This window comes from Amycolatopsis sp. lyj-84, from assembly GCF_046549075.1.
In the GTDB taxonomy this organism is placed as follows: domain Bacteria; phylum Actinomycetota; class Actinomycetes; order Mycobacteriales; family Pseudonocardiaceae; genus Amycolatopsis.
In genome coordinates, this window is the sequence record NZ_JAJPWO010000013.1 from 87191 (window position 1) to 111341 (window position 24151).

Sequence of the window (24151 nt, forward strand, 5' to 3'; positions counted from 1 at the left end):
GCTACGGGGAACCCCGTGACCACCACCGGTCGTTGAGCAGGACACAGACGACCCCGAGGAAAGGGACCCATCGTGGCTCTACTGCGGAAGTTGACCGCCCTGGCCGGCACCGCCGGGGCCGTGCGCGCCTACGTGCGGAAAAATCCCGAGAAGGTCTCCAAGGTCGTGAACAAGGCGGCGACCTTCGTCGACGGCAAGACCAAGGGCAAGTACCACAACCAGATCGACGGTGCGGTGCGCAAGGTCGACGGGATGACCGGACGGCCGCCCCGCCGGCCCTACGACCACTAGCTCTCCGCTGAAAGCGTCTCGAGGATCTGCTCGCCGTACTTCGCGAGCTTGTTCTCGCCGACGCCGCTGACCGTCCCGAGTTCTTGCAGCGTGGCGGGCCGTTTGGTGGCGATCTGGCGCAGGGTCGCGTCGTGGAAGATCACGTACGCGGGAACCCCCTGCTCCTTCGCCGTCGCGGCTCGCCACGAGCGCAGCAGTTCGAACACCGGCGCCGCCTCGGCGGGCATGTCGGCGGCCGCCGCCTTCTTCGCACTGGACCGGGCCGACGCCTTCGCCGCGCGCTCCGGCTCCCGCCGCAGCTGGACCTTCCGCTGCCCGTTCAGCACCTCGGAGCTGCCCTCGGTCAGCACGAGCGAGCCGTAGTCGCCCTCGACCGCCGCGAGCCCCTGCGCCAGCAGCTGCCGGACCACGGCCCGCCACTCGGGCTCCTTCAATTCCGTGCCGATCCCGAAGACCTTCAGGGAATCGTGCCGGTGCTGGGTCACCTTCGGCGTCGACTTGCCGAGCAGGATGTCGATGATCTGCCCCGCGCCGAACTTCTGCCGCCGTTCGTTCTGCAGCCGGACGATGGTGGAGAGGAGCTTCTGCGCCGGGATCGTGCCGTCCCAGGTCTCCGGCGGTGCCAGGCAGGTGTCACAGTTGCCGCACGGCTCACTCTTCTGCCCGAAGTAGCTCAAGACCTGCACACGACGGCATTCGACCGTCTCGCACAGCGCCAGCATCGCGTTGAGATGGGCGCTCTGCGATCGTTTGTGCGCCTCGGACCCCTCCGACATGTCGATCATCTTGCGTTGCTGGACGACGTCCTGGAGCCCGTACGCCAGCCACGCCGTCGACGGCAGCCCGTCACGGCCCGCGCGGCCCGTCTCCTGGTAGTAGCCCTCGACGGATTTCGGCAGGTCCAAATGCGCGACGAAGCGCACGTCCGGCTTGTCGATGCCCATGCCGAACGCGATCGTCGCGACGACGGTCAGCCCGTCCTCGCGCAGGAAGCGCGACTGATGCTTCGCGCGTGTCCGCGCGTCCAGCCCGGCGTGATAGGGCACCGCCGGGATCCCGTTCTCCACCAGGAAATCCGCGGTCTTCTCGACCGAGTTCCTGGACAGGCAGTAGACGATCCCCGCGTCACCCTTGTGCTCGGTGCGCAGCAGTTCGAGCAACTGGCGCTGCGGCGAGTTCTTGCCGATGATCCGGTACTGGATGTTCGGCCGGTCGAAGCTCGCGACGAAGTGCCGCGCGTCCTCGAGGTTGAGCCGGGACGCGATCTCGGCGTGTGTCGTGGCGGTGGCGGTGGCGGTGAGCGCGATCCTCGGCACGTCCGGCCAGCGCTCGTGCACCGCGGACAGCATCAGGTAGTCGGGCCGGAAGTCGTGGCCCCACTGGGAGACGCAGTGCGCTTCGTCGATCGCGAACAGCGAGATCTTGCCGCGGTCGAGCAGCCGCACGGTCGCTTCGACCGAAAGCCGTTCCGGCGCCAGATACAGCAGATCCAGCTCACCGGAGAGGAACGCGGCCTCGACCCGGTTGCGCTCGGCGTAATCCTGCGTCGAGTTGAGGAATCCCGCGCGCACGCCGAGGTTCCGCAGCGCGTCGACCTGGTCCTGCATCAGCGCGATCAGGGGTGAGATCACCACGCCGACACCCGGCCGTACCAGGGCGGGGATCTGGTAGCAGAGTGACTTCCCGCCGCCGGTGGGCATGAGAACGAGCGCGTCACCGCCTGCGATGACGTGTTCGACGATGGCGTGCTGGTCACCGCGGAAGTCGTCATAGCCGAAGACGCGGTTCAGCGTTTCGAGGGCTTCCGAGGTACCGATGTCGGGGGCTGCCACCCGGACGATTCTAGGGGCGGGGTCCGACAGTCGACGCGGCCGCGCACCTCAGCGGGGGAAGTCCCAGTCCAGCGCCCGGTTTTCGGTGACGACCGGCCGGTAGCCGCCCACGACCGTCCCGCCGGTTTCGAGTGCTGTCGCGGTCTGCTCCAGCAGTTCGGTCAGGGTGGCGGGCCACCGGTCGAAGTTCACCGATCCCTCGTGGTCCCACTCGCCGAGCCGACCGGTGCCGGCGCGCTGGTCGAGGAACAGCCCGTCGCCGCCGCCGCTGACGGCGACGGGCACGAATCGCCCGTGCCACCAGTGGCCGACGCTCTCGTCCCCGGTCGACTGCAGCACCTCGCACATGACCTTCGCCTGGCCCGCGACGGTTTCCGTGGAAGCGGGGTAGTTGAACGGCGGAAGACTGAAGCTTTCGCCGATGTCCGTGACGCCGTCGTGCCGCAGAAGCGAGGCGATGAGCTCGGCGGGGAGGGTGACGCCGACCCGCTTCTGCGTCTCCGCGATCCGCTCGATCGTCGCGGGCGGGCGGAGGCTCGCTGCCGACGTCGGCGCCTTGGCCCTGAGCCACCGTTCGACACGGTCCCAGGCGGCATCCACCCGGCGGGTGACGGCTTCGGGGACCGGTTCGAGGGCCGGGCCCCGACCGGGACGGCAACCGCTGTCGACGGTCAACGTCGGCCGCGTCGTGGGCGGGGGCGCGGCGGTCGAATAGGACGGCATCGCCGGTGTCGTCGGTGTGATCCACGGGGGCGGCTCCGAGGAGAGCCACAGCGTCGTCGCCTTGCCATGCCCGCTCCGCGCCGTGACCGCGAAAACGAGACTCAGCACGATGACGATGCTCGCGACGGCGATCACCGCCGCGCGCCCCCGGCCCTTGCGCATGGGCGGCAGACTATCCGGTCTCTTCGGCGGCCTTGCGTCGTTCGCGGCGACCGCGCGCGATCTCGGTGGCGAGCGCGTCGAGCGGACCGGTCCAGAATCGCCGGTACTGCTCCAGCCAGCCGTCGATCTCCTTGAGCGGGCCGGGATCCACCGAGTACAGCCGTCGCGCGCCCTCGGCGCGGACGGTGGTGAAGCCGTTCTCGCGCAGGACGCGCAGATGCTGGGAGACCGCGGGTTGCGAGATCCCGAATTCGGCGCGGACCACCGAGGTCACGTCGCCGGAACTCAGTTCCCCGCCCGCCAGCAGTTCCAGGATCCGGCGGCGCACCGGATCCCCCAGGACGTCGAACGCGTGCATCCGGCAACTATCACGGCCTGGGCTTATATAAGTCAAGGTTGCAAGGCTGAGGTCACCTCGCGGTGGCATCGCGGGCCCCAGACGTCGGAAGGGGAATCGATGAAACCGGCCGAAGTGGTGGCCGACGGATTCGGCCGTGTCCAGGAGGTCGTGCACGAGGCGGTCGAGGGCCTGGACGCCGGGCAACTGGTCGCGAGCCGACTCCGCCGGACTGCTGACCGGGTACTACGACGCGGTGCACGAAGCGACGACGTCCTGGGCCGCCGTCCTCGGCGAAGCCGACCTCGACCGGATCGTCGACGACGCGTGGGATCCGCCCGTCACCCTCGGGGTTCGCCTGGTCAGCGTGCTTTCCGGCGACCTCCAGCACGCCGGGCAGGCCGCGTACGTCCGGGGGCTCGTACTCCGCGATACGTAGGCGAGGTGCCGCTCCTCGACGGACGACGGGAGCGCCGCGCGCGGAAACACTGGTCGCATGAGTACTTCCACAGTGCGGCGACCGCCGACGACGCTCACCCCGCGGTGGCGGAAACTCGTCCTCGTCGTCCATGTCGTTTCGTCCCTCGGCTGGCTCGGGATCACCATGGTGAACACGGTGCTGACCTTCACCTCCGTGTTCACCGACGATCCCCGGCGCCAGCACGCGGCCATCCTGATGATGGACCAGGTCGGCGGCTATCTCCTGCTGCCGGTCAGCCTGACCGCCCTGGTCAGCGGGATCGTGCTCGGCGTCGGCACGAAGTGGGGGCTGGTCCGGTACAAGTGGGTCGCGATCAAACTGGTGCTGACCCTGATCGCGGTCGGGCTGACGGTGTTCTCCCTGCTGCCGGGACTCCGGGAACTGGCGGCGGCCGCCGAGTCCACTATGGACGGTGCGTTCGTCGACCTGGGCCGTCGCGTGGACGGGTTCTATCCGATCATCGTGTCCACGACGATGTACCTGACCATGACCGTCCTGTCGGTGTACAAGCCAGGCGGGAAGACGGCTTACGGACGCCGGGTGACCGCCACGCGGGTCCGCGAACGCCAGCCTGTTTAGAACTGTTCGAGGGCCTCGTCGATCCGCGCCGCTTCGCCGCGCAGATCGTCCAGGGTGGTCTGGGCGGCGGCGGTGTCACCGTTCGCCGCCTCTTCCTCGAGTTCGGCGTCGGCGAGCCGCTGCCGGAGATCGTTCGCCTTCTCCGTGACCTTCTCGGCCCGGCGTTCTGCGCGGGCGAGGTCGATTTCGGCCTGCTTGCAGGCCTTCGCGAGATCGGCCGCCTCGCGCCGGAGCCGGTTGAACTCCGCCACCCGCTTCTGCTCGCGTTCGGCCTCCTCTCGAGCCTTGGCGGTGCGCTCTTGCTCGGCCTTTTCGGCGGCCTTCCGTTTCGCCTTCCGCCGATCGTCCAAATGCGACACGGTGGCGGGCTTTTCCCGCTCCGGCGCGGGTTCTCGCCTCGGTTGCGGGGTGAACCCACTGGTCAGCCATTGGTCGCCGGCACTGTCCGCGCCGCTGCTCAACCGCCCGGCCAGCGCGAGCGCGGCCACCTCGGGATCCGCGACGACGGCTTCGAGGGTCGCTTCGACTTCACGGGCGACGGGCTCGCTCATCGCGCGTTCGCCCCGCAGGATCCGGTTCACCAGGTCCTGACGCTGCCGGGTGAGCTTGCGCAGGTCCGCGCCCGCCAGCGCCGAATGCGCGCGCCGCAGATCCTCGCCGAGTCGGGCCAGCTCCTCCAGTTCGGGGGAACCGGCCCGGCGGTTGAGGATGGTGGCCGCGAGCGTGGGCTTCCGGAGCGCGCGGATACGTTCGGCCAAGGCGGCGTCGCCCGCGACCTTGGCCTCCTTCGCCCGCTGATTGCGCACCGACACGAAAACGGCCGGATCGCCCGCGTAGAGCTCGTCCGCGACCTCGTCGAACTCCATCGTCCTCCGCTGGGTCCGTAGCCGAAAACCTCGTCCGACGAGGATCCCACGAAACTTCGGCGCTCTCATCTTTTCGAGGTTGTTTGTCAGGATCCGATGGATCGACGCCGCACGAGCGGAGCCGCCCGCACTCCGGATTACCCGGAGCCGATCGGACCAAGGGTGGATCGGCACTTTGGAGGTGGCGCACCCCCTTCCGCGGAACAACGATGAGCACGAGTCCTGGGGGAGTCCTTCGCTGGAGGTACGAATGTCGATCACCGAACGCGTCCCCGTTTCCCCGCGATCGACCTTTCTCGGCTCCGGACCGTATCCGGAACACCGGTGGCGTGTGGTCTGCTGGTCCGTCCTCGCCGGTTTCGCGCTGACGGTGATCTGGTCGGCACCCTTTGTGGACAGTGTGATCGGTGACAGCGTGGCCAACACTCTCCTGGGGCACAACGCCAAGGAGACCCCGATCGGCGGTGTGCTCGCCGGGACGTTCTTCGCGTTCGTTTCGGGGCTCGCCGGTACGTTCACCGCGTGCAACATCGCCGCGTTCGGTGCGGTCGCCCCGCTTGTCGGCGGAGAGACCTCCGGGCGGCCGAAGTTCGTCGACACCTTGAAGCCGCTGGCCTGGATCGCGGCGGGCATGCTGACCGTTTCCGTGGTGTACGGCGTCATCGTCGCCCTCGTCGGAACCCGGATGCCGCAGTTCTCCACCGCTTCGTCGCCGGGCGGGCTCACACCGCGGAACATCCAGTCGATGATCGTCTACGGCGTGATCGGGATCGTGTTCATCGTGCTGGGCCTCGCTTCCGTCGGCATCGTCCGCAACCCGATCGCCGGCCTCACCCGCCGGTTCCCGCCGGCGCCGCTCGTCCTGATGGGCGTGCTCATCGGCGGATTCCTCATCGGCAGGCCGTTCCCGCTGTTCCGGATGATGTTCCGCAGCGCCGCCGAAAGCCACAACGTCTTCTACGGCGCTGCCGCGTTCGCCCTCCAGTCGGTCGGCAACATCCTGGTGATGGCGCTGTTGTTCCTGCTGCTCACGCACGGCACGGGCGGGCGGCTGCAGCGGTGGATGCTCGCGAAGCCCGCCAGGATCGCCGTGGTGACCGGCGCCGCGCTGCTGGTCGCGGGCACGTTCACGCTGCTGTACTGGGACCTGCGGGTACTGGGCCGGACCGGCGTCATCTGGTACCCGACGATCACGTGGTGAAAAGGCGCGCCAGTACCTGCTCCACCGAATCCTGAAGGCACCTCGCCGCGTCCTCCCGGCCGGCGAGGTGTTTCAGCAGGCCTTGCTGGAACAGGCCGTCGAAGAGCGCGTACGTCGTCGACGGCGTGAGATCCAGCGGCTTGTCCAGTAGCTCCGCGTACCGGGCGACGATCCGCCAGATCATCAGTTCGAGTGTCTCGTCGATGGCGAGCACGTCGGCCCGGAACACCTTCTCGAACAGGCTTTGGTTGCGCAGGTCGTACCAGAGCCGATGCAGCCTGGCGTCTTCGCGCAGGGTGGACGCCGACGCGGCGCCGAAGGCCTGTTTCAGTTCTTCGGCCGTTTCCGCGGTCTCGACTATCCGGTCGTACCGGGTGACGCATTCGGCCTTGTACTGTTTGACGCAGTAGGTGATCAGCTCGACCTTGTTCCGGAAGTAGTAGTGCAGGACCCCGTGGGAGAACTCGGAGTTCTGCGCGATCTCCCGGAGGCTCGTGCGCGCGTAGCCCAGTTCGGACAGCGTGACCAGCGCCGACATCGCCAGCTGCGCGCGCCGTTGATCGAATCTGTCCACCTGGCGGGTGTGGTCACCGCTGCGGTCCGCCACGTCGGTCACAGTTCCCGGTTCCCGTCGTCTCGGGTGCCCGCCGGCCACGAGCACATCGTCGGATTCTAGCCCCGGAAAGGGTTTTCTTGCGTCCGACAGAATTTATTCGAGCCACTCGGTGATGAAATGGTCGCTGGTCATCCCGCCACCTTGACCCCGGTCACGGCCGCCGTGGGCCTATTCGCCGCGGTCGACCACGAACGCCGAAAGACCGATCAGCAGCGCTCGGGCCGGACGGTCGGGGAGGCTGAGCGCGAGGTCCCGTGCTTTGGCGGCGTAACCGTGAGCTTCCGCCAGGGCGCGATCGACACCGGCGGAGCCGCGCAGGAGCCCGAGCGCCTCGTCCCGGAGCGCGGGGTCGGGAACCGGCCCGTGCCCGATGATCTCCCGCAAACGCGCGGCGCCGGGACCCTCGTCGTCGAGCGCGTGGAGCATCGGCAGGGTGACGATGCCCTCGCGGAGGTCGGTGCCCGCCGACTTGCCGAGGTCGGTGGTGGACGCGGAGATGTCGAGGACGTCGTCGGAGATCTGGAACGCGACGCCGATCAGTTCGCCGTACTGGCCCAACGTTTCGATGATCCGCTCGTCGGCGCCCGCCACCTGGCCGCCGAGCCGTCCCGCCATCGCGATCAGCGACGCGGACTTGTCGGCCATCACCTGGATGTGGTGTTCGTAGGGCGCGTGACGGCCGCAGTCCTCGAACGGCCCGGTCGTTTCGAGGAACTGGCCCCGGACGAGCCTGCCGAACGTCTTCGCCTGCGACCGCAACGCGTAATCGCCGAGCCCGGCACCGACCCGCGCCGCGCAAGCGAGCACGTAGTCTCCGATCAAGACGGCCTTCTTGTTGCCCCACAGGGAATTCGCACTCGTCACCCCATGCCGCATCGGCGCCTCGTCCATGACGTCGTCGTGGTAGAGCGTCGCGACGTGGACGAGCTCGACGAGCACCGCCGCCGAGATCGCCTCGTCCCGCCCGTCGCCGAACGACGCTCCGGCCAGCGCCATCAACGGCCGGAGCCGCTTCCCGCCCGCGCGGACGAGATGGGTGGCCGCTTCGGTGAGATACGGATAACCGGGGCTGCGCAACACCTCCTGAAGTCTGTCTTCGACCAGGGACAGGCCGGAGCGGAGCTCGGCGGAGAAGGCCGAGTGCCGCTCGTCGGCCGGATCCAGCCCGAGTTCCGTGATGATCGTGGTCGTGTTCACGACCTCCAGCATCCGAGCCGAGGGCACGGGACCGCATGGCGCGGGCGGGGGAGACCGGTCCCTCCCGAGAGGGAAATCGCCGGTTCAGAAGGGCGGTTCCGGACTCCCGGCGGCCACCGGCGTCCGCTCCCACGCGCCGTCCGCCGGGGTGCCGCCCGAACTGCGGCCCGCCTTGTTCACCTTCGCCGTGGCATAGCGCAGCGACGGGCCGATCTCGTCGACGTCGAGTTCCACCACCGTCCGTTTCTCGCCTTCCTTCGTTTCGAAGGATCGCTGTTTCAACCGGCCCTGCACGATCACCCTGGTGCCGCGGGTGAGTGACTCGGTCAGGTTCTCCGCGGCCTGTTTCCAGAGTGAGCAGCGCAGGAACAGCGGGTCGCCGTCGCGCCATTCCCCGCTCTCGCGGTCCAGCACGCGCGGCGTCGACGCGACCGTGAAGTTCGCGACCGCCGCTCCCGACGGGGTGAACCTCAGCTCCGGGTCGGTCGTCAGGTTTCCGACCACCGTGAGCACCGTTTCTCCGGCCATGGGACTTGCCTCCTCGCTTCCGCGCGCGGGCCCCGGCCGGGGCCCGCTGTCGCCGGGGAAAAGGAGACCACCGGGGTACGACAGTTTCGGGCGTCCCGTGGCGATCGGATGTCATGAAAGGGGCTTTCAAGACGAAAGCTGTCTTGAAAGCCCCTTTCATGACATCCCGTCGGCCGGAAAGCACTCCCCGAGCCGGGAAAGCCCTTCGTCGATCCGATCGGAGCCGACCAGTCCGTAGCCGAGGACCAACCCGCCGCGCGTTCCCCCGTACGTGGAAAGGCTTTCGACGGCCACCCCGGCTCGCGCCGCTTCCGCGACGACACCGTCCACAGTGACCGTCGCATGTGGAGAGAGGAGAGCGCACAGGTGAAGCCCGGCGCTCGAAGGAACGATCTCCAGCTCGTCCCGCAGTTCGTCGCGGACGAAGGCCAGGATCCGGTCCCGCCGCGCCGAGTACTCCCGGGTGGCCTTGCGTACGTGACGGGAGAGCAGGCCCTCGTCGATGAAACTCGCCAACGCCGACTGGGTGACGAGGTCACCGTGCCAGTCCATCAGCTGCTTCGCCTGCCGCAACGCCGGCCGCAGCGAAGCGGGAGCGACGAGGAAACCTAGACGCAGCAAGGGAAGCAAGGTCTTCGAGAACGACCCGACGTAGAGCACCCTGCCGTCGCGGTCCAGGCTTTGGAGCGGCTCGAGCGGCCGGTCCGAGAACCGGTACTCGCTGTCGTAGTCGTCCTCGACGATCACCGCGTCGTGGCGCTCCGCCCACGCCAGCAACGCCGTCCTCCTGGAGAGTGACATCGGCGTGCCGAGCGGGAACTGGTGCGAGGGCGTCGTGTAGATCAGCCGGATGCCCGGCGCGAGGGCGGTGACGTCGAGGCCTTCGGCGTCCACCGGCACCTTCACGACCCGGGCGCCGAGGGCGGCGAAAAGCCGTTCCGCAGGCGGATAGCCGGGGTCTTCGACGGCGACCCGCGTGCCGGGTTCGATCAGGACCCGGCCGATCAGGTCGAGGGCCTGTTGCGCCCCTTGGGTGACGAGGACGTCCTCCCCGCTCGCCCGCACCGACCGGGCGGCGCCGATGTGCCGGGCGATCGCCACCCGCAGGCCTTCGAGCCCGGCCGGGTCGGCGTAGCCCGACGGCGGCAGCAACGAGGGCCGAAGCGCCTGGCTGACCAGCCGCCGCCAGGTGCTCAGCGGGAACAGGGCCGGGTCGGGGACGCCGACGCGGAAGTCGAAGGCGGGCGCGGAGCGGTCGGCGCCGAGCGGGGCCGGAAGCGAACGCCAGTGCGCGGACGGCAACACTCCGGCGCCCGACGGCGCGGCGCGATCCGCCCGGCCCACGGGATCGGCGCTGACGAACGTCCCGCGTCCGACATGGCTGCTCAGGAAGCCCTCCGCGGTGAGGCGTTCGTAGGCGACCGCGACGGTGTTGCGCGAGACATCGAGTTCGCGGGCCAGCTCCCTGGTCGGCGGCAGGCGTTCTCCAGAGCGCAGGCGCCCGTCGAGGATGCCGTCGCGGAGCTGGCGGTAGATCCGCGCGGCCAGGTCGGTATGACCGTCGAGGCTGATGTGGAACGGCACGCTCCGAGCCTATATTGGCCCAATCAGAATGCCGGTTATTGGAACTGGGATGTGGCCAATCCGGCGCTTAGCTTGGCTCCATGGAGTCCACGAAGAGACTGGCGCTGGCCCAGCTGATCAGCTCCGTCGGCGACGGCGCCTACTACGTCAGCTCGGCCCTGTACTTCACCCTGATCGTCGGGCTTTCGCCCGCGCACGTGGGCCTCGGCCTCACCGTCGGCTGGGCGGTCGGCTCGGTGGCCGGGGTCGCGCTGGGGCAGCTGGCCGACCGTCGCGGCCCGAAGGGAACGGCCGTCGTGCTGGGACTCGGCACGGCCGCGTCGGTCACGGCCTTCCTTTTCGTCAACTCGGTGGTCGCGTTCGTGATCGCGGCCTGCGTCTACGCCTGCTTCCAATGCGGTCTCGGCGCGGCGAGGCAGGCGCTGCTCGCCGGCCTGATCGACCCGGCCGGGCGCACGACGTTCCGCGCCCGGCTGCAGGCGATGTCCAACGCGGGGATCGCGCTCGGCGCGGCACTCGGCGGAATCGCGCTGGCGCTCGGGACGCGAGAGGCCTTCCTGACCGTCTTCGTCATCGACGCGCTGAGTTTCGTCACCGCGGCTCTCGTGCTCCGCAAGCTGCCATCGGTGGCCCCGGCGCCGGTGCGGACCGGCGAGCCGTCCGTGGCCGTTCTCCGCGACCGCCCGTACGCGCTGCTGGCGCTGCTCAACATGATCATGTTGCTCTACATGCCGCTGTTCAGCCTGGTCCTGCCGCTGTGGATCTCGACGAGGACCGCGGCCCCCGGCTGGCTGGTGTCGGCGATGCTGGTGCTCAACACGGCGAGCGTCGTGGTCTTCCAGGTGCGGGTGGCGCGGGGCGTGACCGGCCTGCGCAGTGCCTCCCGGTACGCCCGGTACGCGGGTTCGCTGCTGTTCGTCTCCTGTCTGGTCTTCTCGTTCTCCGCGATGAGCGCCTCCGCCTGGACGGCGGCGCTGGTCCTGCTCGCGGGTGCCGCCTTGCAGGTGGTGGGGGAAATGGCTCAGGCGGCGGGCTCGTGGGAGATCGGCTTCGGCCTGGCGCCCGAGGGCAGACAGGGCCAGTACCAAGGGCTCTTCGGTGCCGGGACGGCCATCGCCCGCATGCTCGGCCCGGTGCTGCTCACCAGCCTGATCCTGGTGGGCGGCGAGGCGGGCTGGGTGGTGCTGGGCGGCCTGTTCCTGCTGGCGGGCGCGCTCACCGCGCCAGCGGTCCGCTGGGCGGAGCGGAGCTCACAGCGGTTTGATCCGGAGAACGGCGGCGCCGTCACCGATGCCCAGCAGGTCGATCGCGAGGTCGTTGTAGGTGACGCCGCTGCCCGGCCCGAGCGCGGCCTTGAAGTCGGGGCCCTTGGCTGAGGCTTCACACCTCTTGCCGGTGCAGCTTCCGCCTTGCCTTGGCCCGATACCGCGGGCGACCAGCACGACGGTGTCGCCTTCGACTGATTGAACGGTCACCGATTCGACCCTCGTCCGCTCGGGAAGCGTCATCTTGCCGCCCACCGGCGCGCTGACCTCGCACATCCCGTCGGAGCAGGCGGCGAGATCACCGCCGTCGGCGGGTTTCGGCGGCTCGGGTGAGTCCGGACCGCAGCCCGCCACGAGAAGGAGGGTGGCGAGGGGCACTACAAGGCGTCGAAGCATGCCGGGCAGGGTAGGGAGGCCCACCCGGGACGGGTCCCGGCCTCAGTCCTCGATCGCCCGGCGGAAGTGCTCGGCGAGGTCGAGCCCGGCGGCTTCTTCCCTGGTGTACCAAGTGAAGGCGTCGTGTTCCTCGGGATCGAGCACGACTTCGCGCGGTTCCTCTTCGGCGAGCGAGAACACCGTGGCGTGGATCCGCATCGGCCTGCCCTCGACGTCGTCCCAGCTGTGAGCACCGTTCTCGCCGGTGACCCGCACGGTCAGCCCGGTCTCCTCGGCGAACTCCCGGACCACGGTCTCCGCCTGCCGCTCGCCCGGCTCGACGGTGCCGCCCGGCAGTTCCCAATGACCGCCGAGGAAAGAGCCGGGCCGTCGCCGGATGAACAGGATCTTCCCGTCGCGGATGAGCCTGCCGTAGGCCAAGTACTTGTCCTTCACCCGCGCATCTTCCCGTATCCGTGAACCCTTTTCGATCGAGGACAGAACCTGTCCGCAATGCTCTTTAGCGTAGGAGTCATGGAAAACACCGAGATCCGCCCGTTCCGCCTCGACGTCCCCCAGGCGCAGCTGGACGAACTGCGCGCGAAGCTCGACAGCGCGCGCTGGCCGGCTCCGCTCCCCGGCGACGGCTGGGACACAGGGGTGCCGGTGTCCTGGTTGCGCGGACTCGCCGAGTACTGGCGCGACGGCTACGACTGGCGCGCCGCCGAACGCGAGATCAACCGGTTCCCGCAGTTCACGACGGAGATCGACGGGCAGAACATCCATTTCCTGCACGTCCGCTCGCCCGAAGCCGGCGCGACACCGCTGATCCTCACGCACGGCTGGCCGGGTTCGGTGGTGGAATTCCTCGACGTCATCGGCCCGCTCACCGACCCGAAGGCGCACGGTGGCGAGAGCGGGGACGCGTTCCACCTCGTGATCCCGTCGCTGCCCGGCTTCGGTTTCTCGGGCCCCGTCTCGGATTCCGGCTGGACCATGCCGCGGATCGGCCGGGCCTGGGCCGAGCTGATGCGCAGGCTCGGCTACGAACGCTACGGCGTCCAGGGTGGCGACCTCGGCGCTTCCGTCTCGCCGGAGGTGGGCCGGGTGGCGCCGGACAAGGTGATCGGAGTGCACGTCAACGGCGGACTCAGCCCGATGCCCCCGATGTCGTTGCCGGAGGAGGAACTCGCCTCGCTCACCGACATCGAACGCGATCGCCTCGGGCGGATCGGCGCTTTTATGCAGGAGGAGTTCGGGTACATCTCGATCCAGTCGACGCGTCCGCAGACCTTGGGCTACGGGCTGATCGATTCCCCGGTCGCGCAGCTGGCCTGGATCATGGACAAGTTCCGCGAGTGGACCCATCCGCGCCCGACGCTGCCGGAGGAGATCATCGACAGGGACCGGTTGCTGACCAACGTCATGTTCACCTGGCTCACCGGCACGGCCGCGTCGTCCGCGTACGTCGGGTACGCGCAGGCGGAAACCTGGGGAGCCGTCGAGAAGAACTCCGGGGTGCCGACGGCGGCGCTGATCTTCGCGCACGACGTCGGGATCCGGCGGTACTCGGAGGACGCGCACACGATCGTGCGGTGGACCGACGTCGATCGCGGCGGGCATTTCGCGGCGCTGGAGGCGCCCGAGATCCTGGTCGCGGACGTGCGGGAGTTCTTCCGGTCGCTCAAATGACGAGGACGGCCGCTTCCCCGAGGAAGCGGCCGTAATCGTCCACTTCGGACTCCAACCCGGTGATGGCGGATCGCGAAAGCGCGGCGAAGGGTTCGATGACGACCTTCGTCTGCTTCGCGGTCCGTTTGGTGTGCCAGGTTCCGGCGATCCGGCCGTCGACGAGCACGGTGGGCGCGATCATCCCGCCGCCGGAGTTGACGCGCTTCGCTTCGGCCGGGTCGAGAAGCAGATCGCGGTCGCGGTAGCCCAGCAGATACGTGTCGAAGGCGCCGAGCAGGCGCGGGGGACACGGGGGAGCGGTCAGCTCGGTCTCCGCGAGGGCGAAGCCGCTCCCGGCGGGTACGAGATCCAGCGCGTCGAAAGCCTCGCGGCAGAGCCCGAGCGGGAACCCGGACCAGGCGCCGAAGTCCTCGGCCGTCGCGATGCCGTACGCGGTCAGGTACCGGCGGGCGAGTTCCGCCCGCGGGTCGTCCGGGGTGTCGTCCTCGGTGATCCACTCGTCGAGGAGCACGTACGTCGGTTCCGATCCGACGTCCTGGCCCCGGCAGAGCAACCCGCGGTTGGCCGCGTACGCCAGGAGGTGGGCGGGCGCCTGGGATTTCGCGTCGAGCGCGATGCCGTCGGACGCCAGGCCGTCCAGGATCTCCCGGCGGGTGAGTGCCTTGCCTCGCAAGAGATCCTGGAGGTGTTTCAGCGCGCGTTCGCAGAGTTCTCCGGTGAGGCCCAGTTGCGTTCGGCGTCCCTGGCCGGACTGGGCGTTGCGCGGGCCGAACAGCCGGTTCAGCCAGCGGAGATCCGCCGCCGGGACCAGGTGGAGCGTCTTGCGCATCAGCCAGGTGCGCGCCACTTCGCGGGACGCGTCGACGTCCGGCGCGATCAGGCCCCGGCTGCGGACCCGGACCGCGAGCCTGGCGGCGGGACTCGACTGCGCCTGGATCGCGGCGAGGGACCTGGCCACGGCGAGCAGGTCGCCGGCGGGGGAATCGAGCCGTTGCGCGCGGGCGCGGACGGCGCGGATGTCGTTGTCGGACAGCGTCACCCGCTGACGATCTCATGAGCGTGCGCCGGTTCCGTGTGCACGACCGCTTCCGCGAGCCGCGGCAGCACCTGGCGCAGTCGTCGCTCGACGAGATGGGCGAGGTGATGCGCCTCGGTGACGGTCAGTTCCGCCCCGACCGAAATCGCCAGCTCCGCGCGCAGGCTGTGGCCGATCCAGCGCATCCGCAGGTCGCGCGTGCCGAGTACGCCGGGTACCTCGGCGGCCGCGCGTTCGGCGCGATCGACGTCGGCGGGGTCGACGGCGTCCATCAGGCGGCGGAAGACCTCCTTGGCGGCGTCACGCAGGACGAACAGGATCGCGACCGTGATGGCGAGGCCGATGATCGGGTCGGCCAGCGGGAACCCGAAGCCGACCCCGACGGCGCCGAGCACGACCGCGAGCGAGGTGAAGCCGTCCGTCCGCGCGTGCAGCCCGTCGGCGACCAGCGCGGCGGACCCGATCTCTCGGCCGACGGTGATCCGGTACCTGGCCACCAGTTCGTTGCCCGCGAAGCCGATTACCCCCGCCGCGGCGACCACCCACAGATGCCGGACCGGGCGAGGATCGAGCAGCCGCTCGATCGACTCGTACCCGGCGAGGACGGCCGAGGCGGCGATGAGCAGGACGACGAGCACTCCGGCGAGGTCTTCGGCCCGCCCGAGCCCGTAGGTGTAGCGGCGGGTGGCCGCGCGGCGGCCGAGCAGGAAGGCGATGCCGAGCGGGACCGCGGTCAGCGCGTCGGCGAAGTTGTGGATCGTGTCGCCGAGCAACGCCACCGAACCGGTGACCAGCACGAGCGCGAGCTGGGCGACGGCGGTGACGAACAGGGCGGCGAACGACCAGATCAGCGTCCGGACACCACGTTTGCTGGTCTCCAGCGCGGTGTCGACGCGGTCGGCGCTGTCGTGGCTGTGCGGGGTCAGCAGATGGCGGAGACGGCTCTTCCCCGGCTTGTGGCCATGACTGTGTCCGTGCCCGGTCATTTCCCCGCCTCACTGTCATGCTACCTGCGCAGTCATGCAGATACGCAGGTAGAAGGGTAACGGGTATCCTCCGGGGATGCACGAGTCGGTTCCGGATTTCGAGATGCCCACCGAGGAACAGGTCCACCTGGCCGCGGAGACGTTCCGGCTGCTCGCCGATCCGACTCGGATCAAGGTCCTCTGGGCGCTTCTGCAAGGTGAGTCCTCGGTCGCCTGCCTCGCGGAACTGGCGGGCGCGGCGCCGACGGCGGTCAGCCAGCATCTCGCGAAACTGCGGCTCGCCGGGCTGGTCAAGGGGCGTCGCGAGGGGACGTTCGTCTACTACTCGGCGGCCAACGACCACGTCCGCGGCCTGCTCGCACAGGCGTTGTTCCACGCCGACCACATCGACCGCGACATCCCCGCGCTGCATTCGGCGGGGAAACCCCACCGGCCGGCGGCACGCTGAATCCGGCTACGGTGGGGTCGTGACCCAGTCCTCGTACCCGGCCGCCCTGCGGTGGCTGTTGTTGTGCGTGGTGGCGCTGGGACTGGTCGGCATGCATCACGTCATCGCCGAGACCGGTCACGGCGCGGGGCACTCCGCCGTCGCGATGGCGGATCCCTGTTGCGAGGACACGCCTTCGCACGACGACGGTGGACACAGTGGACTGCACCTGTGTCTCGCGGTGCTCGCCGCGGCCGCGCTGCTGATCGTCACCTGGCTGCTCGTCCGAAGTGGACGGACCATGGCGACGTGGAGTTCGCGGCCGGGTGGCGGTGCGGCGCCGGGGCGTGATCCTCCGCGCTGGAGACCGGTTCCTCAGCGATTGTCCTTCCTCTGCGTGCTGCGGGTGTGACAGGCGAGCACGTCTCGCCCTGCCCGACACTTACTCGAGGAAGAAACCATGACCAGCAGGAAACTGGTCGGGGCGGCGCTCGCCGCCCTGGCCTCCTTTGTCGTGCTCACCGGATGCGCCAGTTCCGACACCGCCTCCAGCGGGCACGCCATGTCCACGATGAATGTGCCGAACCCGCAGCAAGCGGGGCACAACGAGGCCGACGTCACCTTCGCGCAAGGGATGATCCCGCACCACGAACAGGCGCTCTCGATGGCGAAACTCGTCGACGGACGTACTCGCAACGCGAAGATCGTCGATCTCGCCGCGAGGATCCAAAAGGCGCAGGACCCGGAGATCCAGCAGTTGACCGGATTGCTGAAAGGCTGGGGAGTGACGCCGTCGGGCGGGCACTCCGGGCACGGCATGATGGCCGACGACGATCTGGCGGAACTCGGCAAAGCCAAAGATGCCGCCTTCGACAAGCAATGGCTGGAGATGATGGTCAAGCATCACGAGGGTGCGCTCGCGATGGCGAAGACCGCGCTGCAGCAGGGCAGCGACGCCGAGGTCAAAGCCTTGGCGCAGAAGGTGATCGACGGTCAGCAGGCCGAGATCACCGAGATGCGGGCACTGCTCGGCTGAGTAAGACGGTGGCGCGGGTCAGCCGGCCCGCGCCACCGCCGCCCGGAAGTGCGCGCACCGGGTGAAATCCTTGTTCCGCGCGGGCTTGCGGAGGCCGACGGATTCCGTCGTCGGTGTCGACCTTTCTCCCGAGATGGTCGACGAGGCCCGACGGCGGTCTCCTGAGGCGGACTTTCGGGTCGGAGACGCTTACGCGCTGCCCGTGGACGGCGGGGTTCGCGGGGTACCGGGCGGACAAGGTTTCCACGAACTGGCGGAGCCGGAGCTCGCTCTCGCGGAGGCGCGGCGGGTTCTGGTTCCGGGTGGCCGGATCGTGCTGTCCGGGCACGAATGGGAGGCGCTGGTGATCGATTCTGTGCATCCGGCACTGACACGGGAGATCGTGCGTGCCCGCGCTTCGGCGATCACCGCGCCCCGGGCGGCGCGCGGGTTTCGGAGGTTGCTCGCAGGGAGCGGGGTTCGCGAGGTTTCGGTGGAAGGGGTCGTCGGATTCCTTGACAGGGAGGCATATTGGTTGGGGGGAGCAGTTTTCGGGTGAGGCTTCTGTTGCGGTGACGCAGTTCTTGTCTTGGGGTGGTTCGAAGATTTGTTGCTTGGTGCTTCCGGTTTCCGGAAACTGTCGGTGGCTGGTTGTAGGTTCGTCGGGTGGTTACTGCTGAAGCCTTTATGGCTCCCTTGAAGAAATTTCCTGATCCTCGCACGTTGGGTGACGAGGAGTGTGTCGCGTTGGCGCAGGCTGTGTCGGCTGATATCGCGCGGTTGGAGGCGGTGCGGTTTCGGGCGGTCGCGCAGTTGTCTCGGCATCGGGAGGGTGCGCGGAGTGTGGTGCAGGAGGTCGCTTTCGCGTTGTCTGTTGTGGACGGTCATGCGGGTGCGATGGTCGCTGCGGCCGAAGCCTTGACTACCCGTCTTCCGCGGACCTTGGGGTTGATGGATCAGGGGAAGCTGAGTGGGTCCGGGGCGATGAAGGTCGCGGCGGCGACGGCGTGGCTATCGGACGAGAACGCGCTCGCCGCCGATGCGTTGTTGGAGGATCGGCTGCCGGGAAAGAATTCCGATCAGATTCGGAAGGCTGCGGGTCATGCGGCGTTGTCGGTCGATCGTGACGGTGCTGCTCGGCGGGTGGAGCGGCATCGTGAGGGGCGCCGTCTCACCGTGAGGCAGGGTGAGACGGGGGTGGCGTCGATCGAGGTCGAGGACGGCCCGGTGGAGAAGGTCACCGCCGCCTATGTGCGGATTGATCGTGAGGCTCGGGCGTTGAAGACCGGTGGTGAGACTCGCACTCTGGACCAGTTGCGGGCGGATGTGGCGCTCGATCTGCTGTTGGGTGGTCAGGGCGGGAAGAGTGAACGGGCGGAAGTGTTCCTGTACATGGATTTGTTCACGTATCTGGGGGTGAAGGATGATCCGGCGGAGCTGGCTGGGCATGGTCATCTTCCGGCCACGTTGGCGCGGGAGATCGCGACCGGGGCGGGCACGGTGTTGCGCAGGATCATCACCGATCCGTTGTCCGGGCAAGTACTCGACCTCGGCCGCGACCGATACCGTCCCACTGCGGGCCTCGACGAGTTCGTCCGGGTTCGCGACCGTGAGTGCCGAAGACCTGGTTGTCACCGTCCGGCGCAGGCCTGCGATCTCGATCATGCGGTGCCGTGGGAATTCGGGGGCCATACCGATGCCGATGAGCTGATCGATCTGTGCCGTCGTGATCATCGGTTGAAGGATGAGCCTGAGTGGGTCTATCGGCTTGCGGCTGACGGCACCCTGACCATCACCACGCCTACCGGGCAGTCCTACGACAGCACGCCGCCGCCATTGCATGAACCCCGCCCGGCTGACGAACCACCGCCGTTCTGAGCCGTCGCCGCAAAACGGCTACGGCCTGATCGTGGGTTCGGGCTTCTCCATGGGGCCGCCTGGTGGCGACTGGCGTGTGAGCCCGCCGCTGTTCCGAGCCGTTGCCGCTGAGCGGCGATGCCTTGCCCTAGTGGAGCCTTCATCCGAAGCTCCGCAGTGGCGACTGGCGTCGCTGCAACCCGACCCCGCACCCGGGCTTCCCGGCACTCATTACCGCAAAACGGCTACGGCCTGGTTGTGGGGTCGGGCTTCCCCGCGGAGGTCGCGTAGTGGTGACTGCCATCGCGGCGCGCAACTGACAGAGCAGGCCTCACAAGCGGGTGCCGACCACCGACATGCCGAGCACCAGTTCGTTCGCCGGGTCGCAGCCGAGGAGGTCCTCGACCAGTTCGTCGCGCAGTGCCGCGGTGAAGGTGACGTTCAGCCCGAGTGCGGTCGCCAGCAGGTACACGGTCTGGCTGAGATGTCCGACATCCATCAGCAGCACTCGGTAAGTCCGGCTCACCGGGTACTTCCATTGGTTCCGTTCGATGACGCTGGTGTAGATCAGCAGCGCGCCGGCGTTCCCGGTCCAGTGCTGGTCGCCGGCGAGCGCGACGAGTTCGTCGTCGTCGATCTTGCCGTCCAGTGGGGTGAGCCCGTGCCGGAATCCGTCGTAGTGGTAGATCCCCTGATCCAGGCCCTCGACGTTCCTCGCGTAGACGTACACCTCTGTCGGATGCCTCGCGCCGCCTGACGGGCTCGTCTTGAAGACGTTGCCGGTGGCCGGGATGTCGGGATGCGTTTCCGGCCTTGTCGGGCGGGCGGCGGTAAGGAGCGTGCTCAAATCCCTTAGCCGCAAGGGTTCTTCGCCGAACTCGCGGGTGCTTCTGCGCTGGTTCAGCGCGTCGCCGAGCCCGATCGCGTTCAGCGGTTCCGACGACGGCTCGGGTAGCGCTATCGCTTCGTACTCGCCCGATGGCCTCACCGGAGAAGGCGGAGGGCTCGCCTTCGCCTTCTCCAGCAAGGTTTTCGCGGTCATTTCGCTGGTCGTGAACTCGGTCTCACGCAAGGATCGGGTGCCGAAGTGAAACGCCCGCGCGGACGTTCCCCAAGGACCCCAATCCCGAAGGATCTCTTCTTCCCGCTGTTGCCGGGAAGAACCTTTGACCACCAGCACGTCGTACCGGATCATCGCTCGCGCGATTCGGACGAGTCTTTCCCCGGTCTCGGGGTTTTCGCCCGCTTCGCGGATCGATTCCGGTTCTCGCCAAGAACTGAACCATCGCAGGACGCGTTCGGTTCCTTCGGCGAGTTTGAGCTGGCGGTGCCCCAGGTGGTCGTCCCAGACGACGTCACCATCGGACCAATAGAGCGTTCCGCAGGTGGAAACCCTTACCAGCATCGAATGTCTTGCGCCCCAGTCCCCAGTAATACTTTCCGAATACGTCAGGTCATTCAGCGTCGCGAACGGAAAGGAGGCCCGCCGTTCGGCGGCGGCTCGAACCCGCCCCAGGTGCTCTGTGCCTTGTACTCGGCTTCAAGCTCGTACAAGAACTCGTCTTCGTCCTCATCGTGCATGCGCCCAATCCTCTCCGTGAGCGGTTACTCCGGTCAAGCGAATATGCCTACGCCAACAGAGTACCGGAGAGGGGCGACAAATTACGCCGAGTAATCGTCCAAGTGCTGTTTGAGTTCGTGTACCTCGGGGGACTCCGAAACGCCGAGATCGGTGTACAGCCGCAAAGCGAACCGGCGATGACGTTCCGCATTCAGGTGCTTACCGAGAATGTCGAAAGCGGTCGCCATCTCCTTGTGGGCGATGGGGAGCATGCTGCGATTCCCGGTCGATTCGAGCACTTCCACCGCGGTGGTGAACTGGCCGACCGCGAGTGCGGCGTCGCCGAGTTCGCGCGAATTGATCCCGAGCGCCAGAAAGCATTCCGCCTCGAGATCGGGCGATTCGTTCTCGTGTGCCAGCCTCAGTGCCTGGTCGAGTTCCGCGGCGGCTTCCGGATATCGCCTGTTCTCGGTGTGGATCAGTCCGATGCGATGCCGGGCGCGGGCTTCGATGAGCACGCTGCCGTGGGCATGGGCGGTCTCGCGTACCCAGCCGAGATGTTCGATCGCCTCGTCCGACTCGCCCTTGAGCCAGTGAGTGACGCCCGAATTGCCCCTTGCCCGGCACTGCATCCGGACGTCGCCGGTGGTCGAGGCCAGTTCGAACACCTCGTTGAACAGCCGGTTCGCTTCGGTGAACTCGTTGAGCCGCCACAGGGTCAGCGCGTACATGTGCAGGGCCTGGTACTCGAGGACCACGTTCCCGGTCACCCGCGCGGCGGACAGGGCGAGGGTCTCCAGTTCCCTGGCCTGGCGGTAATAGCCGCGGTTGTCGAAGTAGCGCCACACCGCCGAGCAGAAGGGCACGAGGTCCGAGTAGTGCTGGTGGTTGTTCATCGCGACGGCCACCGGCAGGACGTTCTGCCACTGGGCGTCCATCCAGTGCGCGGCCTGGTCGTAGTCCGCGAAGGACTGTCCGAACTCGCTCTTCGGGACTTCGAGGCCGCCCGGCTCCTCTTCGGAATCCGGGTCGATGAAGTCCATCGCGGCCGCGACGGTGCTGCGGTAGTAGTCGAACAGCCGCCGCATCATCGCTTCACGCTGGTGTTCGGGCTCCTCCGCGAGCAGGAGTTCCCGGCCGTAGCTGCGGAGGAGGTCGTGCATCTCGTACCGGTCCATCGACGGCTGCCGCAGCAGGTTCACGTCGACGAGGCGTTCGGCGAGGCGGCGGGCCTCGCCGAGGTCCACTTCCGCCAAGGCCGCCGTCGAATGGAGGTCGAACGCGGCGCCGGGATGATGGCTCAACCGCCGGAACACCCGGCGTTCGGCTTCGGACAAGTTCAGATAGGACACTCGGAACGCGCCCGCGACGTCGCGTTCCCCGGCGGTGAGCTCGCCGAACCTGTTCCGTTCGTCGCGCAGCTGCCGGGCGACGAAGTCGAGCGTCCAGGACGTCCGGGCCCGCAGTCGGCTCGCCGTCACGGCCAGCGCGAGCGGGAGATCACCGCACAGGCTCGCGACCCTGTCGGCCGCGTCGGGGGATTCCCGCTTCAGCCGGGACGGCCCGACGATCCGGCCGAGCAGGTCCACCGCGTCCGCCCGGCTGAACGGTTCCAGGGAGAGCAGTTCGGCGCCGTCGAGGTCCGCGAGCCGGGTCCGGCTGGTGATCAGCACGCAGCAGCTCACCGAACCGGGCAACAGCGGGCCGACCTGAGTGGCCCCGATGGCGTTGTCCAGCACCAGGAGCACGCGTTTGCCCGCGAGGCAGCTGCGGAACAACGCCGCGCGCTGCCCGGTCCCGGCGGGGATGTCCGAACCCTGGATGCCGAGCGACCGCAGCAGCGCCTCCAGCGCGGTCGCCGGGTCGACAGGATCACCCGCCGGCGAGAAGCCTTCGAGGTTCACGAAGAGCTGCCCGTCGGGGAACAGCGGTGCGAGCCGGTGCGCGGCGTGGACGGCCAGCGCGGTCTTGCCGACACCTGGCATGCCGTCGATCGCGATCAGCCTCGGCCCCGCCGAGGATTCGTCCTGGCCGATTTCGAGGACCGTCCGCAGTTCGGCCGCGCGCCCGCCGAACGCGGGCAGGTCGGCGGGAAGCTGTGCGGGGCGGGGGAACAGCGCCTTCTGCGCGTTCGCGTCCTCGCGCCGCCCGCCGGTGTCCATTCCGGCCCGGAGCCCGCCGACGCCGTACCGGACGAGCGCGCCGTCCTGCACCAGTTCGGCGTCGGTGCGCAGGATCTGCTGGTGGAGCGCGCTCAGCTCGGCGCTCGGGTCGACGCCCAGTTCCTCGGCGAGCGCGGTCCTGGTCCGGTCGAACGCGCGGAGCGCGTCGGCGCCGCGGCCTGCCCGGTAGAGCGCCAGCATGGTGAGGACCTGGAGGGTCTCGCGCGTGGGATGCCAGGCGGCGAGATCGAAAGCTTCGCGGGCCGCCGCTTCGGTCTCGCCGAGCCGGAGCCTGGCGCCGATCAGGAGTTCACAGGCGGCGAGGCGTTCTTCGTCGAGCCGTCGAGCCGTCTGCTCGATGGCATCGCCCTCGAGACCGTCGAAGGCCGGGCCCCGCCAGAGCGCGAGCGCTTCCGCGAGTTTGGCCGCGGCCTGGGAGAGCAGCCCGGCGGCCAAGAGTTCGGCGCCCTGGCGATAGTCCGCTTCGAACCGGGCCGAGTCGAGCGAGGCGCTGCTGATCACGACACGGTAGGCGGAGCCGGTGGTGACCACGGCGGACCGCGCCACGCCGAGATCGTGCCGCAGCCGCGCGATCGCGTTGCTGACCTGGCGTACCGCGGTCTTCGGCGGCCTTTCCGGCCACATCGTGCCGATCAGGTACGACACCGGTACCAGCCTGCCCGCGTTGATCAGCAGGGAGGCGAGGAGGCGCTGTTCACGGCGTCCGCCCAGCCGGACGGGGACGCCGTCGACCTCGGCTTCGAGCGGGCCGAGTACGGAGAAACCGAGCTGGGATCGCTGGCCGGGGTGTCTCGGATCGCCGGCCGTCTCGGGCGATCCCGCCGATTCAGATAAACGATCGGCGGTCATATGCGACTATGTCGTCCGAGACCGTGAGCGTGCTCACGCACTACCTCCCAGTCCGTTCGCCAGGTGTCCGGCACCCTAACCCACTCCAGCCGGATCAGCGCGGGTTCGCCTTGCTGCATTCGGCCTAACAGGCGGGCGGGTTCCTGCTTCGAAACCGGTCCGATTCTACGCCCGGCAGCCCCTGAACTGCGCGGATACCAGGCAGTGGCGAGCCGATGTAATTCCGATGCAGGGCCTTGGAAAGCTGAAGACATCAGCTGGCGGGATCGGCGCGACGGGGCAGCGCGCCGAACCGTGTAGGGGCTCCGCGGCGGTTGGCCTTCGAACTGGGGGTGGCCAACCGCCCTGGTAGCCCCCTTTTTTTCTTTCCCCGGTAGCTCCCGGCAAAGCGCGGCACTGGAACGAACGGTCCGCCCGGTGTGAGCCGATGGTGTCGCGTTCAGCCTCTGACCAGGTGTGATCGGCCGTGGTTCCGGGTACCAGCGGGGTGGAGGAGAGGAGTGCGCCC

The 24151-nt window shown here is 68.5% G+C and carries 25 protein-coding genes; 11 read left to right on the forward strand and 14 right to left on the reverse strand.

Features of this window, described 5'->3' with window-relative positions; all coding sequences use genetic code 11:
• Positions 1 to 72 precede the first annotated feature (72 nt).
• Positions 73 to 291, forward strand: coding sequence for an antitoxin (locus ACLJRM_RS32775; protein ID WP_101609351.1), 219 nt, complete (start codon positions 73 to 75; stop codon positions 289 to 291).
• On the opposite strand, the gene recQ is transcribed toward ACLJRM_RS32775, so the two are convergent.
• The 3 genes from recQ to ACLJRM_RS32790 are packed head-to-tail and all read right to left on the reverse strand — an operon-like array spanning position 288 to position 3366.
• Positions 288 to 2123 carry a DNA helicase RecQ gene (gene recQ / locus ACLJRM_RS32780; RefSeq protein WP_410665251.1) on the reverse strand — a complete coding sequence of 612 codons (1836 nt, stop codon included), beginning with the start codon at positions 2121 to 2123 and terminating at the stop codon, positions 288 to 290. The genes ACLJRM_RS32775 and recQ overlap by 4 nt on opposite strands.
• Before the next feature lie 48 nt (positions 2124 to 2171).
• On the reverse strand, positions 2172 to 3008 hold the full coding sequence (locus ACLJRM_RS32785) for an SMI1/KNR4 family protein (RefSeq protein ID WP_101609349.1): 837 nt from the start codon (positions 3006 to 3008) through the stop codon (positions 2172 to 2174).
• Between the two features lie 10 nt (positions 3009 to 3018).
• The gene (locus ACLJRM_RS32790) at positions 3019 to 3366 is read right to left on the reverse strand and encodes an ArsR/SmtB family transcription factor (RefSeq protein ID WP_101609348.1); all 348 of its coding nucleotides are present in this window, start codon (positions 3364 to 3366) and stop codon (positions 3019 to 3021) included.
• A 136-nt stretch (positions 3367 to 3502) separates the two neighbouring features.
• Between ACLJRM_RS32790 and ACLJRM_RS32795 the strand changes: the two genes are divergently transcribed.
• Positions 3503 to 3784, forward strand: coding sequence for a DUF664 domain-containing protein (locus ACLJRM_RS32795; RefSeq protein WP_410665252.1), 282 nt, complete (start codon positions 3503 to 3505; stop codon positions 3782 to 3784).
• A 57-nt stretch (positions 3785 to 3841) separates the two neighbouring features.
• On the forward strand, positions 3842 to 4405 hold the full coding sequence (locus ACLJRM_RS32800; RefSeq protein ID WP_410665253.1) for a hypothetical protein: 564 nt from the start codon (positions 3842 to 3844) through the stop codon (positions 4403 to 4405).
• Here ACLJRM_RS32800 and ACLJRM_RS32805 read toward each other — a convergent pair.
• Complete coding sequence (locus ACLJRM_RS32805; RefSeq protein WP_410665254.1) at positions 4402 to 5271, reverse strand: hypothetical protein; 870 nt, start codon at positions 5269 to 5271, stop codon at positions 4402 to 4404. The two genes, ACLJRM_RS32800 and ACLJRM_RS32805, sit on opposite strands and share 4 nt — an antisense overlap.
• Before the next feature lie 250 nt (positions 5272 to 5521).
• Here ACLJRM_RS32805 and ACLJRM_RS32810 point away from each other — a divergent pair, with 250 nt between their 5' ends.
• The gene (locus ACLJRM_RS32810; RefSeq protein ID WP_410665255.1) at positions 5522 to 6472 is read left to right on the forward strand and encodes a hypothetical protein; all 951 of its coding nucleotides are present in this window, start codon (positions 5522 to 5524) and stop codon (positions 6470 to 6472) included.
• Here ACLJRM_RS32810 and ACLJRM_RS32815 read toward each other — a convergent pair.
• The 4 genes from ACLJRM_RS32815 to ACLJRM_RS32830 form a co-directional block, all read right to left on the reverse strand.
• Positions 6462 to 7088, reverse strand: a complete 627-nt coding sequence (locus ACLJRM_RS32815; RefSeq protein WP_101609344.1) for a TetR/AcrR family transcriptional regulator — start codon at positions 7086 to 7088, stop codon at positions 6462 to 6464. The genes ACLJRM_RS32810 and ACLJRM_RS32815 overlap by 11 nt on opposite strands.
• Before the next feature lie 168 nt (positions 7089 to 7256).
• Positions 7257 to 8285, reverse strand: coding sequence for a polyprenyl synthetase family protein (locus ACLJRM_RS32820; RefSeq protein ID WP_410665256.1), 1029 nt, complete (start codon positions 8283 to 8285; stop codon positions 7257 to 7259).
• A gap of 84 nt (positions 8286 to 8369) precedes the next feature.
• Entirely contained in the window at positions 8370 to 8813 is a 444-nt protein-coding gene (locus tag ACLJRM_RS32825; RefSeq protein ID WP_101609343.1) for a single-stranded DNA-binding protein, read from the reverse strand.
• A 156-nt stretch (positions 8814 to 8969) separates the two neighbouring features.
• Positions 8970 to 10397, reverse strand: coding sequence for a PLP-dependent aminotransferase family protein (locus ACLJRM_RS32830; RefSeq protein ID WP_410665257.1), 1428 nt, complete (start codon positions 10395 to 10397; stop codon positions 8970 to 8972).
• Between the two features lie 80 nt (positions 10398 to 10477).
• Here ACLJRM_RS32830 and ACLJRM_RS32835 point away from each other — a divergent pair, with 80 nt between their 5' ends.
• Positions 10478 to 11773: an MFS transporter gene (locus ACLJRM_RS32835; RefSeq protein ID WP_410665258.1), complete on the forward strand. Its 1296-nt coding sequence runs from the start codon at positions 10478 to 10480 to the stop codon at positions 11771 to 11773.
• A 327-nt stretch (positions 11774 to 12100) separates the two neighbouring features.
• Here ACLJRM_RS32835 and ACLJRM_RS32840 read toward each other — a convergent pair whose 3' ends face one another.
• On the reverse strand, positions 12101 to 12493 hold the full coding sequence (locus tag ACLJRM_RS32840; protein WP_101609340.1) for an NUDIX hydrolase: 393 nt from the start codon (positions 12491 to 12493) through the stop codon (positions 12101 to 12103).
• A gap of 78 nt (positions 12494 to 12571) precedes the next feature.
• Here ACLJRM_RS32840 and ACLJRM_RS32845 point away from each other — a divergent pair, with 78 nt between their 5' ends.
• Positions 12572 to 13729, forward strand: a complete 1158-nt coding sequence (locus tag ACLJRM_RS32845; protein WP_410665259.1) for an epoxide hydrolase family protein — start codon at positions 12572 to 12574, stop codon at positions 13727 to 13729.
• Here the strand turns inward: ACLJRM_RS32845 and ACLJRM_RS32850 are convergent.
• Entirely contained in the window at positions 13722 to 14768 is a 1047-nt protein-coding gene (locus tag ACLJRM_RS32850; protein WP_410665260.1) for a winged helix DNA-binding domain-containing protein, read from the reverse strand. The two genes, ACLJRM_RS32845 and ACLJRM_RS32850, sit on opposite strands and share 8 nt — an antisense overlap.
• Positions 14765 to 15751, reverse strand: coding sequence for a cation diffusion facilitator family transporter (locus ACLJRM_RS32855; RefSeq protein WP_174720437.1), 987 nt, complete (start codon positions 15749 to 15751; stop codon positions 14765 to 14767). The genes ACLJRM_RS32850 and ACLJRM_RS32855 overlap by 4 nt, the downstream gene beginning before the upstream one ends.
• A 76-nt stretch (positions 15752 to 15827) precedes the next feature.
• Here ACLJRM_RS32855 and ACLJRM_RS32860 point away from each other — a divergent pair, with 76 nt between their 5' ends.
• The 5 genes from ACLJRM_RS32860 (at position 15828) to ACLJRM_RS32880 (ending at position 19071) form a co-directional block, all read left to right on the forward strand.
• On the forward strand, positions 15828 to 16199 hold the full coding sequence (locus ACLJRM_RS32860; protein ID WP_007030039.1) for an ArsR/SmtB family transcription factor: 372 nt from the start codon (positions 15828 to 15830) through the stop codon (positions 16197 to 16199).
• Between the two features lie 19 nt (positions 16200 to 16218).
• On the forward strand, positions 16219 to 16590 hold the full coding sequence (locus tag ACLJRM_RS32865) for a DUF6153 family protein (RefSeq protein ID WP_101609337.1): 372 nt from the start codon (positions 16219 to 16221) through the stop codon (positions 16588 to 16590).
• Positions 16591 to 16638: 48 nt separating this feature from the next.
• Complete coding sequence (locus ACLJRM_RS32870) at positions 16639 to 17214, forward strand: DUF305 domain-containing protein (RefSeq protein ID WP_410665261.1); 576 nt, start codon at positions 16639 to 16641, stop codon at positions 17212 to 17214.
• A 61-nt stretch (positions 17215 to 17275) separates the two neighbouring features.
• Positions 17276 to 17752: a methyltransferase domain-containing protein gene (locus ACLJRM_RS32875; protein WP_410665262.1), complete on the forward strand. Its 477-nt coding sequence runs from the start codon at positions 17276 to 17278 to the stop codon at positions 17750 to 17752.
• Between the two features lie 128 nt (positions 17753 to 17880).
• The gene (locus tag ACLJRM_RS32880; protein WP_410665399.1) at positions 17881 to 19071 is read left to right on the forward strand and encodes a DUF222 domain-containing protein; all 1191 of its coding nucleotides are present in this window, start codon (positions 17881 to 17883) and stop codon (positions 19069 to 19071) included.
• A 310-nt stretch (positions 19072 to 19381) separates the two neighbouring features.
• On the opposite strand, the gene ACLJRM_RS32885 is transcribed toward ACLJRM_RS32880, so the two are convergent.
• From ACLJRM_RS32885 to ACLJRM_RS32895, 3 genes are all read right to left on the reverse strand, one after another.
• Entirely contained in the window at positions 19382 to 20455 is a 1074-nt protein-coding gene (locus ACLJRM_RS32885; RefSeq protein WP_101609335.1) for a SagB/ThcOx family dehydrogenase, read from the reverse strand.
• Between the two features lie 53 nt (positions 20456 to 20508).
• The gene (locus ACLJRM_RS32890) at positions 20509 to 20631 is read right to left on the reverse strand and encodes a hypothetical protein (protein ID WP_255414900.1); all 123 of its coding nucleotides are present in this window, start codon (positions 20629 to 20631) and stop codon (positions 20509 to 20511) included.
• A gap of 81 nt (positions 20632 to 20712) precedes the next feature.
• Positions 20713 to 23643 (reverse strand): AfsR/SARP family transcriptional regulator, encoded by a 2931-nt coding sequence (locus tag ACLJRM_RS32895; RefSeq protein WP_410665263.1) that lies wholly within the window; start codon positions 23641 to 23643, stop codon positions 20713 to 20715.
• Positions 23644 to 24151 lie beyond the last annotated feature (508 nt).

Bases quoted from the DNA above. Each gene is read 5' to 3' on its own strand.
- ACLJRM_RS32835 (WP_410665258.1), top strand. From the start codon at position 10,478: ATGGAGTCCACGAAGAGACTGGCGCTGGCCCAGCTGATCAGCTCCGTC.
- ACLJRM_RS32845 (WP_410665259.1), top strand. From the start codon at position 12,572: ATGGAAAACACCGAGATCCGCCCGTTCCGCCTCGACGTCCCCCAGGCG.
- ACLJRM_RS32870 (WP_410665261.1), top strand. From the start codon at position 16,639: ATGACCAGCAGGAAACTGGTCGGGGCGGCGCTCGCCGCCCTGGCCTCC.
- ACLJRM_RS32885 (WP_101609335.1), bottom strand. From the start codon at position 20,455: ATGCTGGTAAGGGTTTCCACCTGCGGAACGCTCTATTGGTCCGATGGT.
- ACLJRM_RS32825 (WP_101609343.1), bottom strand. From the start codon at position 8,813: ATGGCCGGAGAAACGGTGCTCACGGTGGTCGGAAACCTGACGACCGAC.
- ACLJRM_RS32895 (WP_410665263.1), bottom strand. From the start codon at position 23,643: ATGACCGCCGATCGTTTATCTGAATCGGCGGGATCGCCCGAGACGGCC.
- ACLJRM_RS32860 (WP_007030039.1), top strand. From the start codon at position 15,828: ATGCACGAGTCGGTTCCGGATTTCGAGATGCCCACCGAGGAACAGGTC.
- ACLJRM_RS32880 (WP_410665399.1), top strand. From the start codon at position 17,881: ATGGCTCCCTTGAAGAAATTTCCTGATCCTCGCACGTTGGGTGACGAG.
- ACLJRM_RS32855 (WP_174720437.1), bottom strand. From the start codon at position 15,751: ATGACCGGGCACGGACACAGTCATGGCCACAAGCCGGGGAAGAGCCGT.
- ACLJRM_RS32810 (WP_410665255.1), top strand. From the start codon at position 5,522: ATGTCGATCACCGAACGCGTCCCCGTTTCCCCGCGATCGACCTTTCTC.
- ACLJRM_RS32805 (WP_410665254.1), bottom strand. From the start codon at position 5,271: ATGGAGTTCGACGAGGTCGCGGACGAGCTCTACGCGGGCGATCCGGCC.
- ACLJRM_RS32890 (WP_255414900.1), bottom strand. From the start codon at position 20,631: ATGCACGATGAGGACGAAGACGAGTTCTTGTACGAGCTTGAAGCCGAG.
- ACLJRM_RS32790 (WP_101609348.1), bottom strand. From the start codon at position 3,366: ATGCACGCGTTCGACGTCCTGGGGGATCCGGTGCGCCGCCGGATCCTG.
- ACLJRM_RS32785 (WP_101609349.1), bottom strand. From the start codon at position 3,008: ATGCGCAAGGGCCGGGGGCGCGCGGCGGTGATCGCCGTCGCGAGCATC.
- ACLJRM_RS32800 (WP_410665253.1), top strand. From the start codon at position 3,842: ATGAGTACTTCCACAGTGCGGCGACCGCCGACGACGCTCACCCCGCGG.